Here is a 12,172-nt window from a genome sequence, read left to right on the forward strand (position 1 = left end):
ATCGAGAGGCTGCCCAGAGGGTCCCCTCCACCGCTGCCCCATCTGGACATGAGAATGCAACTCACTGACAAAGTAATCATTATCACCGGCGGTTGCCAGGGCTTGGGTCGCTCCATGGCAGAGTATTTCGCGGGTAAAGGCGCGAAGCTGGCCCTGGTGGACCTCAACCAGGAAAAACTCGACCAGGCGGTGGCCGCCTGCGCGGCCAAGGGCGTCGAGGCCCGTGCCTACCTGTGCAACGTCGCCAATGAAGATCAGGTGATCGACATGGTCGCCCGGGTGGCCGAGGACTTCGGCGCGATCCACGGCTTGATCAACAACGCCGGGATCCTGCGCGACGGCCTGCTGCTCAAGGTCAAGGACGGCGAAATGACCAAGATGAGCCTGGCCCAGTGGCAGGCGGTGATCGATGTCAACCTCACCGGTGTGTTCCTGTGCACCCGTGAAGTGGCGGCGAAAATGGTCGAGCTGAAGAACAGCGGCGCCATCATCAATATCTCGTCGATCTCCCGCGCCGGCAATGTCGGCCAGACCAACTACTCGGCTGCCAAGGCCGGTGTGGCCGCAGCGACCGTGACCTGGGCCAAGGAGCTGGCACGCTACGGCATCCGTGTGGCGGGCATTGCACCGGGTTTCATCGAAACCGAGATGACCCTGGGTATGAAGCCCGAAGCCTTGGAAAGAATGACCTCCGCGATCCCGCTCAAGCGCATGGGAAAACCCGAGGAAATTGCCCATTCGGCCGCCTATATCTTTGAGAACGACTACTACACCGGTCGGATCCTGGAGATGGATGGCGGGATGCGGATCTAAACCCACCGCATAACACAATGTGGGAGCGGGCTTGCTCGCGAATGCGCTGGATCAGTCAACTTATCCGTTGAATGACACACTGCATTCGCGAGCAAGCCCGCTCCCACAATGGATTGTATTACGGCCTATTCAATCGTCACTGACGGTGATATTCGGCATCGCCGGCGATGCCGCTTCCTGCAACACGATCCGCGCGCCCACGTGGCGGGCCAGTTCCTGATAGACCATGGCGATCTGGCTGTCCGGCTCGGCGATGACCGTCGGTTTGCCGCCGTCGGCCTGTTCACGGATCACCATCGACAGCGGCAGCGAAGCCAGCAATTCGACGCCGTACTGGGTCGCCAGTTTTTCCCCGCCACCTTCGCCGAACAGGTGCTCGGCATGGCCGCAGTTGGAGCAGATGTGCACGGCCATGTTCTCTACCACGCCCAGCACCGGGATGTTCACCTTGCGGAACATCTCCACGCCCTTGCGCGCGTCCAGCAGGGCCAGGTCCTGGGGGGTGGTGACGATCACCGCACCGGCCACCGGGACTTTCTGCGCCAGGGTCAGTTGGATATCGCCAGTGCCCGGCGGCATGTCGATCACCAGGTAATCCAGGTCGCCCCACGCGGTTTGCGTAACCAGTTGCAGCAAGGCACCGGACACCATCGGCCCGCGCCAGACCATCGGCGTGTTGTCGTCGGTCAGGAAGGCCATGGACATGACTTCCACGCCATGGGACTGCAGCGGCACGAACCACTTCTGATCCTTGACCTGGGGCCGGGTGCCCTCGGCGATCCCGAACATGATGCCCTGGCTCGGACCGTAGATGTCCGCGTCGAGAATCCCGACCTTCGCCCCTTCACGGGCCAGGGCCAGGGCCAGGTTGGCGGCGGTGGTGGACTTGCCCACGCCGCCCTTGCCCGAGGCCACGGCGATCACGTTCTTGACGTTCGCCAACCCCGGAACCTGGGCCTGGGCCTTGTGCGCAGCGATGACGCTGGTGACTTGGACGGTCGCGGCAGTCACGCCGTCCAGGCCTTCGATCGCCATTTGCAGCATCTGCGCCCAGCCGCTCTTGAACAGGTCGGCGGCGTAGCCGATTTCCAGCTGGACGCTGACGCGATCGCCCTGGATGTCGATGGCGCGCACGCATCCGGCGCTGACCGGGTCCTGGTTCAGGTAGGGGTCGGTGTACTGGCGAAGGACGGTTTCCACCGCTGCGCGGTTGACGGCGCTCATGGGCAACTCCAATAGCAAGACTTGAAAAACAGGCCGCTATCCTACGCCGCGCGTGCTTTTGTGGCGACCCGATTACAGCAAGGCGAACACCTATTGTGGCGAGGGAGCTTGCTCCCGCTCGGCTGCGCAGCAGTCGCAATGGGGCAGACGTGGTTTGCCTGCATGCCTGCGGCTGACAGCTTTGGGGCGGCTTCGCCCGAAGCGTCGGCCCGACCCAGCGGGAGCAAGCTCCCTCGCCACACAACCAAGCAGCACGCCGAAACAGCCCCGAAGGGTGAAAAAAAGCCGCCGGCGCTTTATAGTGGCCGACCTCCGTTTCATCAAGTAGCCGAGCCCCATGTCCGAGCCACGCAAGATCCTCGTCACCAGCGCCCTGCCCTATGCCAATGGTTCGATTCACCTCGGCCATATGCTGGAATACATCCAGACCGATATGTGGACGCGCTTCCAGAAACATCGCGGCAACCAGTGCATCTATGTCTGCGCCGACGACGCCCACGGTTCGGCCATCATGCTGCGTGCGGAAAAGGAAGGCATCACCCCGGAACAGCTGATCGCCAACGTCCAGGCTGAACACAGCGCCGACTTTGCCGAGTTCCTGGTGGACTTCGACAACTTCCACTCCACTCACGCCGAAGAAAACCGTGAGCTGTCGAGCCAGATCTATCTGAAGCTGCGTGACGCCGGGCATATCGCCACCCGTTCTGTCACCCAATATTTCGACCCGGAAAAGAACATGTTCCTGGCCGACCGCTTCATCAAGGGCACCTGCCCGAAATGCGGCACCGAAGACCAGTACGGCGACAACTGCGAGAAATGCGGCGCCACCTACGCACCGACCGACCTGAAAGACCCGAAGTCGGCGATTTCCGGCGCCACCCCGGTGCTCCGGGATTCCCAGCATTTCTTCTTCAAGCTGCCGGATTTCCAGGCGATGCTGCAAACCTGGACCCGCAGTGGCACGTTGCACGACGCGGTGGCCAACAAGCTCGCCGAATGGCTCGACTCCGGCCTGCAAGAGTGGGACATTTCCCGCGATGCACCGTACTTCGGCTTCGAAATCCCCGGCGAGCCTGGCAAGTATTTCTACGTGTGGCTGGATGCGCCCATCGGCTACATGGCGAGCTTCAAGAACCTGTGCGACCGCACGCCGGAGCTGGACTTCGACGCGTTCTGGGGCAAGGACTCCACCGCCGAGGTGTATCACTTCATCGGCAAGGACATCGTCAATTTCCATGCGCTGTTCTGGCCAGCAATGCTCGAAGGTGCCGGTTTCCGCAAGCCGACCGCCATCAATGTCCACGGCTACCTGACCGTCAACGGGCAGAAAATGTCCAAGTCCCGCGGTACCTTCATCAAGGCCCGGACCTACCTGGACCACTTGTCGCCGGAATACCTGCGCTACTACTACGCCGCCAAGCTCGGCCGTGGCGTCGATGACCTGGACCTGAACCTCGAAGACTTCGTGCAAAAGGTCAACTCCGACCTGGTGGGCAAGGTCGTCAACATTGCCAGCCGTTGCGCCGGCTTCATCCACAAGGGCAACGCCGGCGTCCTGGTCGCCGGTAACGCCGCGCCGGAACTGACCGACGCCTTCCTGGCGGCCGCGCCCAGCATCGCCGAAGCCTACGAGAGCCGCGATTTTGCCCGCGCCATGCGCGAAGTCATGGCCCTGGCCGACCGCGCCAACGCCTGGATCGCCGACAAGGCCCCATGGTCGCTGGCCAAGCAGGAAGGCAAGCAGGACGAAGTCCAGGCCATCTGCGCCCTGGGCATCAACCTGTTCCGCCAGTTGGTGATCTTCCTCAAGCCTGTGCTGCCGCTGCTGGCCGCCGATGCCGAAGCGTTCCTGAACGTTGCGCCGCTGACCTGGAACGACCACCAGACCCTGCTGAGCAACCATCAGTTGAACGAGTTCAAGCCGTTGATGACCCGTATCGATTCCGCCAAGGTCCAAGCCATGATCGACGCCTCCAAGGAAGACCTGGCCGCCAGCCAGACCGACACCGGCGCCCCTGCCGGCAACGGCGAACTGGCCAAGGACCCGCTGTCGCCGGAAATCGATTTCGATGCCTTCGCCGCCGTTGACCTGCGCGTGGCGCTGATCGTCAAGGCCGAAGCCGTCGAAGGGGCCGACAAGCTGTTGCGCCTGACCCTGGACATCGGCGACGAGCAACGCAACGTGTTCTCCGGCATCAAGAGCGCCTACCCGGACCCGGCCAAGCTTGAAGGTCGGTTGACGATGATGATCGCCAACCTCAAGCCGCGCAAAATGCGCTTCGGCATCTCCGAAGGCATGGTGATGGCGGCGGGCCCCGGCGGCGAGGAAATCTACCTGTTGAGCCCTGACAGCGGCGCCAAGCCGGGCCAGCGGATCAAGTAATACTACGCCCGCTGTACCGATCCCACAGTCGCCGCGCAGGTGGCTGTGGGATTTTCATATCTGGCCCACGCGCCCGGCGTGCCGGATAATGCCTAATCTTGTAACAGGCCCCTCGTCACCAACACGCCCATGAACGAAATCCTCCTCACGCTGTTTAGCGCTGCCCTGATCAACAACCTGGTGTTGCACTGGCCGCTGGGCGCCGATCCACTGCTGGCGGCCAGCGGCAGAAAGCAGGTGCACGCCTTGGGCCTGGCGACGACGTGCTTGATGCTGATCGTCGGCACCCTGGGCTACCTGATCGATCATGGGCTGTTGACGCCGACAAATCTGGTGTCGCTGCGCCTGTTGGCGTGGCTGTCCTTGAGCATCTTGCTGATCGTCCCCTTGCTGCGCCTCCTGGCGCGCTGGCTGCCGACCCTGCCATTCGATGGGCTGTGGCCGCTGTTGATGGGCAATGCCGGCGTATTGGGCGTGACGCTGCTCAACAGCCAGGATGACCTAGGCCTGGGCCATGCCATGGCCCTGAGCCTGGGTGCCGGGCTGGGTTTCTGGCTGGTGCTGGGCCTGTTCGACGATCTGCGCCAGCGCACCTCCAATAACGCTATTGCCCTGCCCTTTCGGGGCCTGCCGATTCAGTTGATCAGCGCCGGACTGATGGCGGTGGCCTTTCTCGGATTGCGCGGGCTGGTCAAGACATGAGCCTGATTCAACGTATCGATGCCCTGCTGCCGCAGACCCAATGCGGCAAGTGCGGCCACCCCGGCTGCAAGCCCTACGCCGAAGGCATCGCCCAAGGCGAGCCTATCAACAAATGCCCGCCCGGTGGGCGCGAAACCATCGCGGCCCTGGCCGAGCTGATGAAAATACCGGTGCTGGAACTGGACACCAGCCGCGGCGCGGCCCCGGCGCAAATCGCCTTTATCCGCGAAGCCGAATGCATCGGCTGTACCAAGTGCATCCAGGCCTGTCCGGTGGACGCGATTGTTGGCGCGGCCAAGCTGATGCACACCGTTCTCATCGATGAGTGCACCGGCTGCGACCTTTGCGTGGCGCCCTGCCCGGTCGATTGCATCGAGATGCACCCTCTGCCAATGGCGACCGTGCTGCCGATTGTCGGCGGCCTGGCCTTCAGTGCCGAAGAGCAGCAGGCGCGAACCGCCAAGCGTAACCACGCCCGACGTCGCTTCGAACAACGCAATGCGCGCCTGCGCCGCGAAGAAGAACAGCGCCAGGCGGAGCGCTTGGCCCGTAGCCAAAGGGCAGCGCAGGCCAAGGAGCAGTCGCTCGACCCCGTACAAGCCGCATTGGAACGCGTACGCACGCAAAAAGCCGCCACCGCCGATGCCGCCTTGAAAAAAGCCAAGATCGACCTGGCCATGAGCCGGGCGCAATTGAACAAATCCTTGAAAGCGTTCGGCCATCCGCCGACCTTCGAGCAGCAGTCGCAACTGATCGTGCTGCAACGCCAGTTCGAAGCCGCCGAGCAGGCCCTGAGCCAACTGGAAAACCCCGCACCGGCGGCCACTGCGCCCCCGGCTCCGGCGCAAAACGCCGAGCTGAAGCGGGCCAAGATCCAACTGGCGATGCGCCGCGCCGAACTCAGCAAAGCCCGCACGGCAGCGGCATCGGATGAACAATTGCAGGCGCTGGAGCAAGCGGTGAAGGATGCCGAACGCCAGGTGGACGCCCATGCCGCTTCCTGAGCCGGTGGACGAACGGCTGCGACCCGCGATGATGCAAGTGTTGCTGGCGACGCTGCCCGGCGGGCTGGCGTTGCTGTGGTTCCAAGGCTGGGGCGTGGCGATCAACCTGCTGTTATCCGGCCTCACCGCACTGACGGTCGAAGCGCTGGTCCTGCGTATGCGGCAGCGGCCGCTCAAGCCCGAACTGCACGATGGCAGCGCGCTGGTCAGTGCCACGCTGCTGGCCCTGGCCTTGCCGGCGTATTGCCCCTGGTGGCTGACCGTCACGGCGGCCGCCTGCGCCTTGCTGTTCGGCAAGCACCTGTGGGGCGGCGTCGGCAGCAACCCGTTCAACCCGGCGATGCTCGGATACGCCTTGGTGCTGGTGGCGTTTCCCGCCCAGATGAGTCAATGGCCCGCGCCCCACGGCACGGGCCTGCTGGAAGGTTTGCAACAAGTGTTCGGCACTCATCCGGCGCCCGATGCCTGGGCCGGCGCGACCGCCCTGGACAGCCTGCGGACCAACACGAGCCTGACCATCGATGAACTGTTCGGCACCGATCCGGCGTTCGGGCGTTTCGGTGGTCGAGGTGCCGAATGGGTCAATCTGGCCTTCCTGGCAGGCGGCCTGTTCCTGTTGCAGCAACGGGTGTTCAGTTGGCATGCGCCGGTGGGCCTGCTGGCGAGCCTGTTCATCATCAGCCTGTTGTGCTGGAACGGGTCGGGTTCCGATTCCCATGGTTCACCGCTGTTTCATCTGTTCAGCGGCGCGACCATGCTCGGCGCCTTTTTTATCGCGACCGAACCGGTCTCGGGGGCCAAGGCCCCGCTTGCCCGGCTGCTGTTTGGCGCGGGCATGGGACTGCTGATCTACCTGATCCGCACCTGGGGCGGCTATCCGGACGGCGTGGCATTCGCCGTGTTGCTGATGAACCTCGGCGTGCCGGCACTGGACCGATTCGCCGAGGCGCGACAACGGCGACCGCTGATATGAAAAATCCCGGCGGCGTGGCAATCCTGATCCTGTTGATCGGCCTCTGTAGCGGTGCCACTTACCTCACGCTCCTCAGCACGGCCGGGCGCATCGAGGCCCAGCGGCAAACGCTGGCGAACAAGACCTTGCTCGACGTGCTGCCCACTGACCACTATGACAATCAGCCGTTGGCGCACCCCGTTTTCACAACCTCGGTTACCTTGGCCCATAGCACGCTGCTGGGCGGTTACCTGGCGACCCGCAACGGCCAGCCCAGCGCCGTGCTGCTGCGTAGCCAGGCGCTGGGTTATGAAGGCAGCATCGAATTGCTGGTCGCCATCGATCCACAAGGCCGGTTGCTGGGGGTCAAGACCCTGCGCCAAGCCGAGACGCCCGGGTTGGGCGCGGCGATTGCCGGCTGGCCGAACGCCTGGTTGCAGACCTTCACCGGCAAATCACGCCAGGCGCCTGATGACAGCGGCTGGGCCTTGAAAAAGGACCAGGGTCAGTTCGATCAATTGGCCGGCGCAACGGTGACGTCCCGGGCGGTGCTCCAGGCGGTTCATGACGCGTTGCGTTATTTCGACGAGCACAAGGCCCGGTTAATGGGAGTGTCTGCGAATGAATAAGCCGTGGGGCCTGACACGCGGTCTGCTGCTCGTCCCGTTGGTTGGCGCCAGCCATTCATTGGTCGACGCACTGGCGCTATGGCTGGCCTGGGCGCTGATTCTCTCCTGCCAAGGCTTGGCAATGGGGCTTGTCCGGCAGCGCCTGACGTCCGGGCAAAGGCTGCTCGCAGCGATTGTGCTGGCCACCACCCTGACCACCTGTACAGGCTTGGTCATTCAGGCCTGGGCGCTGGAACTGTATCAACCGCTGAGCCTGTACATGGGCTGGATCGCCCTGAGCTGCGTGGCGCTGGAGCATGGGGGGTTCTTCGTTGAGTCTCGCCTGCTTGTGCGCCTGCGGCTGGTTGGGGGGTTCGGTCTCTTGATGCTCAGCCTGGGCGCCATCCGTGAACTGATCGGCAGCGGCCTGCCCCTGGCCTTGCTCGCTCCTGGCGGGTTCATTCTGCTCGGGCTGCTGCTGGCGGCCCGACAGGCCTGGACGGCCGCCAACCCCCCTTCAACCCTCGAGGAAACGCCGCGCCCATGAACGCCGCAAAACGCCTGGAAATATTCCGTCGCTTTCACGAAGACAACCCGGAGCCGAAAACCGAACTGGCCTATTCCTCTCCGTTCGAGTTGCTGATCGCGGTCATCTTGTCGGCGCAGTCCACCGACGTCGGCGTCAACAAGGCCACCGCCAAACTGTTCCCGGTCGCCAATACCCCAGAGGCGATCCATGCCCTGGGCGTCGAAGGGTTGTCCGAGTACATCAAGACCATCGGCCTGTTCAACAGCAAGGCTAAAAACGTGATCGAAACCTGCCGCCTGCTGATCGAGCGCCACGGCAGTGAAATCCCCCAGACCCGTGAAGCGCTGGAGGCCCTTCCGGGCGTCGGTCGCAAAACCGCCAACGTCGTGCTCAATACCGCATTTCGGCAATTGACCATGGCCGTCGACACCCACATTTTCCGCGTCAGCAACCGTACCGGGCTGGCCCCCGGCAAAAACGTGGTGGAAGTGGAGAAGAAGCTGATGAAATTTGTCCCCAAGGAATACCTGCTGGACTCCCATCACTGGCTCATCCTCCACGGACGCTACGTCTGCCTGGCCCGCAAGCCCCGCTGCGGCAGTTGCCGGATCGAAGATTTATGCGAATACAAGCACAAGACGTCGGACGATTGAGGCGCTATTGCTTTTCTCGATCCATCGATTGAAAAAATCTTTTTTACCCGCTCGTGGTTTATCGATATAAGGAGCGCCAATGGCAGTCTTAGCCTGGAGTCGAACCCATGAGTGCTGGCAAAGAACAACTGGATGTAGAAGACGAATTCACCGCCGTTGAAGCCGACGACGTCGAACCTGTGGCCGTGCCGGAAGTGGCAAAAACCAACCTGAGCAAGCGTCGCACCATCGATAACCTGTTGGAAGAGCGCCGTTTACAGAAGCAACTGGCCGAATACGACTTTGATCTCTGACACGTAAAAGCCTCCCTGATGGAGGCTTTTTACTGAGTACGCGTGACCTGAAGCCTCACACCAACCCATTGCGCTGCGCCAGTTCGATCAGGTCGACCAGCGAACGGGCATTGAGTTTCAATAACAGGCGAGTCTTGTAAGTACTGACGGTCTTGTTGCTCAAGAACATTCCATCGGCGATTTCCTTGTTGGTCTTGCCGCGCGCCAGTTGCTGCAAGACCATCATTTCCCGCCCCGATAACCGATCAACCATATCGGACTCACTGGCATTACCCAGGCTCGATCGCACCGTGTGCAGTGCCTGGTTGGGAAAGTAACTATAACCTGACAGCACTGCCTTTATTGCACTTAATAACTCAGTAAGGTCCTGTTGCTTGCAGACATACCCGGCCGCCCCCGTTTGCATGCAGCGCATCGAAAAATGTCCAGGCGCCTGGGAAGTCAGCACCAACACTTTCATTGATGAAGGAATGGCCGCCAAACGGGCAATAACCTCCAGCCCGTCCAGCTTCGGAATGCCGATATCAAGAATGACGATGTCGGGCATAAGTTCACGAGCAAGTTGTAGCGCATCGACGCCGTTGTCGGTTTCGGCAACGACCTCATATCCATGACGCTCCATCAGCAAACGTACAGCAAGACGAATGACGGGATGATCATCCACGATCAGCACTTTATTCATGGGCAAATCCAACTTCGCTGTTCGAATTTTTAGAGCACGCACAATAGCCTAGTCATTTCTACCTTGGCATGCTGCCCCCCCCTGACCGCTCGCACCGAGAGACAGAACCTACAAGCTATACAGAAAATTCCTACAAATCCTGGCAGGAAAAATGTGTCCTGAATTTTTTTCAGAGAAAGATCGACCTCACCAAGACTCCGGCCCCCCCCCACGAATAATGCGCTCTTTCACCGCCATGCCCGCCACGGACCGACCGCCTGAAAGCTCTTTATTCATAAAGAGTAACTGAATTGTTTGCTGTTAAAACTGCCGTGCCTCACTTCAGCAACAGGAATTCATATATAAAAGACGCTCAGGCACGTGATATTAAATACCAGCACCCCTGACTGTTATCGTGACACCTTATTATCACAAAACACTTTTTTCACTTTACTCACCGAGCATGAATATTCCATGAGCATTAACCATGAACAAACCTTTGAAAACCATCACCAACCCCATGACCCTTATCGCCATATTCGCAACTTTATCCGAAACTTCCGCGGCGATTTCGCTGCCGTTCCTGGATGATCAGGATCGCGAGTATTACCTCTGGTTCCTGATCAGCTTCCCGTTTTATCTATTGTTGCTTTTTTTCATCACGCTCAACTTCAATTACCGCTCCTTGTATTCACCTTCGGATTTTCGCAAGAGCAAACACTTTATAAAGACCATGGATGACACGACCGGTCGGCGTAAACGAATGCTGCGCCAGACGGGCAAGGAGCAACTGCTGCTGATAGGCCTGCATCGAAACAGCCGTGAATCGCCGGACACCCTGTGTACCTTATGCAGCCAATCCCAGCGCTTGATCGAGACCTGTCGATCGGAGCATTTAAGGCACGCCGGCATCATCGTGTACGTCATCTACAACCAGACAGATCTTGCAGCCCACGGGCAGGATAAATGAGCCATCGGGTACGAACCTGCGGCATGCACAAAAAAGAGGACAAAAAAAACGGCCTGCTCAAGGCAGGCCGTTTTTTGGATAACCAAGGTCAGAACAGCTTGCGACCCTTGTTCGCTGCGATGCGCATGCGCAGTGCGTTGAGCTTGATGAAGCCGGCTGCGTCGGCCTGGTTGTAGGCGCCACCGTCCTCTTCGAAGGTCGCGATGTTGGCATCGAACAGCGAGTCGTCGGACTTGCGCCCGGTCACGATCACGTTGCCCTTGTACAGCTTCAGGCGTACCACGCCGTTCACGTTGGTCTGGGAAGCGTCGATCATCTGTTGCAGCATCAGACGCTCAGGGCTCCACCAGTAGCCGGTGTAGATCAGGCTGGCGTACTTGGGCATCAACTCATCCTTGAGGTGGGCCACTTCGCGGTCCAGGGTGATCGATTCGATCGCCCGGTGGGCGCGCAGCATGATGGTGCCGCCCGGGGTTTCGTAGCAGCCGCGGGACTTCATGCCGACATAACGGTTCTCGACGATGTCCAGGCGACCGATGCCGTGTTCGCCGCCAATGCGGTTCAGGGTCGCCAGCACGGTGGCCGGGCTCATTTCCACGCCGTCCAGTGCGACGATATCGCCGTTGCGATAGGTCAGTTCCAGGTACTGCGGGGTATCTGGGGCCTTCTCCGGGGAGACGGTCCAACGCCACATGTCTTCTTCGTGCTCGGTCCAGGTGTCTTCCAGCACGCCGCCTTCATAGGAGATGTGCAGCAGGTTGGCGTCCATCGAGTACGGAGACTTTTTCTTACCGTGGCGCTCGATCGGGATCGCGTGCTTCTCGGCGTAGTCCATCAGTTTTTCGCGAGACAGCAGGTCCCATTCACGCCACGGTGCAATGACTTTCACGCCCGGCTTGAGGGCATAGGCGCCCAGTTCGAAACGCACCTGGTCGTTGCCTTTGCCGGTGGCGCCGTGGGAAATGGCGTCGGCGCCGGTTTCGTTGGCGATTTCGATCAGGCGCTTGGCGATCAACGGACGGGCGATGGACGTACCCAGCAGGTACTCGCCTTCGTAAACGGTGTTGGCGCGGAACATCGGGAACACGAAGTCGCGGACGAACTCTTCGCGCAGGTCATCGATGTAGATCTCTTTGACGCCCATGGCCTGGGCCTTGGCGCGTGCAGGCTCGACTTCTTCGCCCTGCCCCAGGTCAGCGGTGAAGGTCACCACTTCGCAGTTATATGTGTCCTGCAGCCACTTGAGGATCACCGAAGTGTCCAGGCCGCCGGAATACGCCAGAACGACCTTGTTTACGTCCGCCATGCCATCACTCCACGGGTTGTACGGAAAGCCGGGAAGTCTAACGTCCAGCGCGGATAATTTACAGAGGCGCGACA

The 12,172-nt window shown here is 60.8% G+C and carries 12 protein-coding genes and 1 pseudogene; 10 read left to right on the forward strand and 3 right to left on the reverse strand.

Going from position 1 to position 12,172, the window contains the following annotated elements:
* The first annotated feature begins 54 nt into the window (after window positions 1-54).
* Entirely contained in the window at window positions 55-813 is a 759-nt protein-coding gene (locus ACLH0I_RS22785) for an SDR family oxidoreductase (RefSeq protein WP_186706310.1), read from the forward strand.
* Between the two features lie 129 nt (window positions 814-942).
* On the opposite strand, the gene apbC is transcribed toward ACLH0I_RS22785, so the two are convergent.
* Window positions 943-2,037 (reverse strand): iron-sulfur cluster carrier protein ApbC, encoded by a 1,095-nt coding sequence (gene apbC, locus ACLH0I_RS22790; RefSeq protein ID WP_411385447.1) that lies wholly within the window; start codon window positions 2,035-2,037, stop codon window positions 943-945.
* Window positions 2,038-2,374: 337 nt separating this feature from the next.
* Between apbC and metG the strand changes: the two genes are divergently transcribed.
* The 8 genes from metG (at window position 2,375) to ACLH0I_RS22830 (ending at window position 9,161) form a co-directional block, all read left to right on the forward strand.
* Window positions 2,375-4,420, forward strand: coding sequence for a methionine--tRNA ligase (gene metG, locus ACLH0I_RS22795; protein WP_411385448.1), 2,046 nt, complete (start codon window positions 2,375-2,377; stop codon window positions 4,418-4,420).
* A gap of 129 nt (window positions 4,421-4,549) precedes the next feature.
* Window positions 4,550-5,122 (forward strand): Rnf-Nqr domain containing protein, encoded by a 573-nt coding sequence (locus tag ACLH0I_RS22800; protein ID WP_411385449.1) that lies wholly within the window; start codon window positions 4,550-4,552, stop codon window positions 5,120-5,122.
* Window positions 5,119-6,126 carry an electron transport complex subunit RsxB gene (gene rsxB / locus ACLH0I_RS22805; protein WP_411385450.1) on the forward strand — a complete coding sequence of 336 codons (1,008 nt, stop codon included), beginning with the start codon at window positions 5,119-5,121 and terminating at the stop codon, window positions 6,124-6,126. Before ACLH0I_RS22800 ends, rsxB begins: the two co-directional genes overlap by 4 nt.
* Window positions 6,113-7,099: an RnfABCDGE type electron transport complex subunit D gene (locus ACLH0I_RS22810; RefSeq protein ID WP_411385451.1), complete on the forward strand. Its 987-nt coding sequence runs from the start codon at window positions 6,113-6,115 to the stop codon at window positions 7,097-7,099. Before rsxB ends, ACLH0I_RS22810 begins: the two co-directional genes overlap by 14 nt.
* Window positions 7,096-7,707, forward strand: a complete 612-nt coding sequence (locus ACLH0I_RS22815) for an RnfABCDGE type electron transport complex subunit G (RefSeq protein ID WP_411385452.1) — start codon at window positions 7,096-7,098, stop codon at window positions 7,705-7,707. The genes ACLH0I_RS22810 and ACLH0I_RS22815 overlap by 4 nt, the downstream gene beginning before the upstream one ends.
* Window positions 7,700-8,233 (forward strand): Rnf-Nqr domain containing protein, encoded by a 534-nt coding sequence (locus ACLH0I_RS22820; RefSeq protein WP_411385453.1) that lies wholly within the window; start codon window positions 7,700-7,702, stop codon window positions 8,231-8,233. The genes ACLH0I_RS22815 and ACLH0I_RS22820 overlap by 8 nt, the downstream gene beginning before the upstream one ends.
* Complete coding sequence (nth, locus tag ACLH0I_RS22825; RefSeq protein ID WP_186706318.1) at window positions 8,230-8,868, forward strand: endonuclease III; 639 nt, start codon at window positions 8,230-8,232, stop codon at window positions 8,866-8,868. The genes ACLH0I_RS22820 and nth overlap by 4 nt, the downstream gene beginning before the upstream one ends.
* 107 nt (window positions 8,869-8,975) lie before the next feature.
* The gene (locus tag ACLH0I_RS22830; RefSeq protein WP_207964904.1) at window positions 8,976-9,161 is read left to right on the forward strand and encodes a PA3496 family putative envelope integrity protein; all 186 of its coding nucleotides are present in this window, start codon (window positions 8,976-8,978) and stop codon (window positions 9,159-9,161) included.
* Window positions 9,162-9,216: 55 nt separating this feature from the next.
* On the opposite strand, the gene ACLH0I_RS22835 is transcribed toward ACLH0I_RS22830, so the two are convergent.
* Window positions 9,217-9,843: a response regulator transcription factor gene (locus tag ACLH0I_RS22835; protein WP_109753848.1), complete on the reverse strand. Its 627-nt coding sequence runs from the start codon at window positions 9,841-9,843 to the stop codon at window positions 9,217-9,219.
* Window positions 9,844-10,309: 466 nt separating this feature from the next.
* On the opposite strand from ACLH0I_RS22835, the pseudogene ACLH0I_RS22840 reads away from it, so the two are divergent.
* Window positions 10,310-10,564: pseudogene (locus ACLH0I_RS22840) on the forward strand (hypothetical protein); the annotation flags it as partial.
* Between the two features lie 316 nt (window positions 10,565-10,880).
* On the opposite strand, the gene ACLH0I_RS22845 reads toward ACLH0I_RS22840, so the two are convergent.
* Window positions 10,881-12,098, reverse strand: coding sequence for an argininosuccinate synthase (locus ACLH0I_RS22845; protein ID WP_053124536.1), 1,218 nt, complete (start codon window positions 12,096-12,098; stop codon window positions 10,881-10,883).
* Window positions 12,099-12,172 lie beyond the last annotated feature (74 nt).

The organism is Pseudomonas sp. MPB03, assembly GCF_046605385.1.
In the GTDB taxonomy this organism is placed as follows: Bacteria; Pseudomonadota; Gammaproteobacteria; order Pseudomonadales; family Pseudomonadaceae; genus Aquipseudomonas; species Aquipseudomonas zanjanensis.

Excerpts from the sequence above, each read along its gene's own strand:
- ACLH0I_RS22785 (WP_186706310.1), top strand. The coding sequence starts at position 55 with ATGCAACTCACTGACAAAGTAATCATTATCACCGGCGGTTGCCAGGGC.
- apbC (WP_411385447.1), bottom strand. The coding sequence starts at position 2,037 with ATGAGCGCCGTCAACCGCGCAGCGGTGGAAACCGTCCTTCGCCAGTAC.
- metG (WP_411385448.1), top strand. The coding sequence starts at position 2,375 with ATGTCCGAGCCACGCAAGATCCTCGTCACCAGCGCCCTGCCCTATGCC.
- ACLH0I_RS22800 (WP_411385449.1), top strand. The coding sequence starts at position 4,550 with ATGAACGAAATCCTCCTCACGCTGTTTAGCGCTGCCCTGATCAACAAC.
- rsxB (WP_411385450.1), top strand. The coding sequence starts at position 5,119 with ATGAGCCTGATTCAACGTATCGATGCCCTGCTGCCGCAGACCCAATGC.
- ACLH0I_RS22810 (WP_411385451.1), top strand. The coding sequence starts at position 6,113 with ATGCCGCTTCCTGAGCCGGTGGACGAACGGCTGCGACCCGCGATGATG.
- ACLH0I_RS22815 (WP_411385452.1), top strand. The coding sequence starts at position 7,096 with ATGAAAAATCCCGGCGGCGTGGCAATCCTGATCCTGTTGATCGGCCTC.
- ACLH0I_RS22820 (WP_411385453.1), top strand. The coding sequence starts at position 7,700 with ATGAATAAGCCGTGGGGCCTGACACGCGGTCTGCTGCTCGTCCCGTTG.
- nth (WP_186706318.1), top strand. The coding sequence starts at position 8,230 with ATGAACGCCGCAAAACGCCTGGAAATATTCCGTCGCTTTCACGAAGAC.
- ACLH0I_RS22830 (WP_207964904.1), top strand. The coding sequence starts at position 8,976 with ATGAGTGCTGGCAAAGAACAACTGGATGTAGAAGACGAATTCACCGCC.
- ACLH0I_RS22835 (WP_109753848.1), bottom strand. The coding sequence starts at position 9,843 with ATGAATAAAGTGCTGATCGTGGATGATCATCCCGTCATTCGTCTTGCT.
- ACLH0I_RS22845 (WP_053124536.1), bottom strand. The coding sequence starts at position 12,098 with ATGGCGGACGTAAACAAGGTCGTTCTGGCGTATTCCGGCGGCCTGGAC.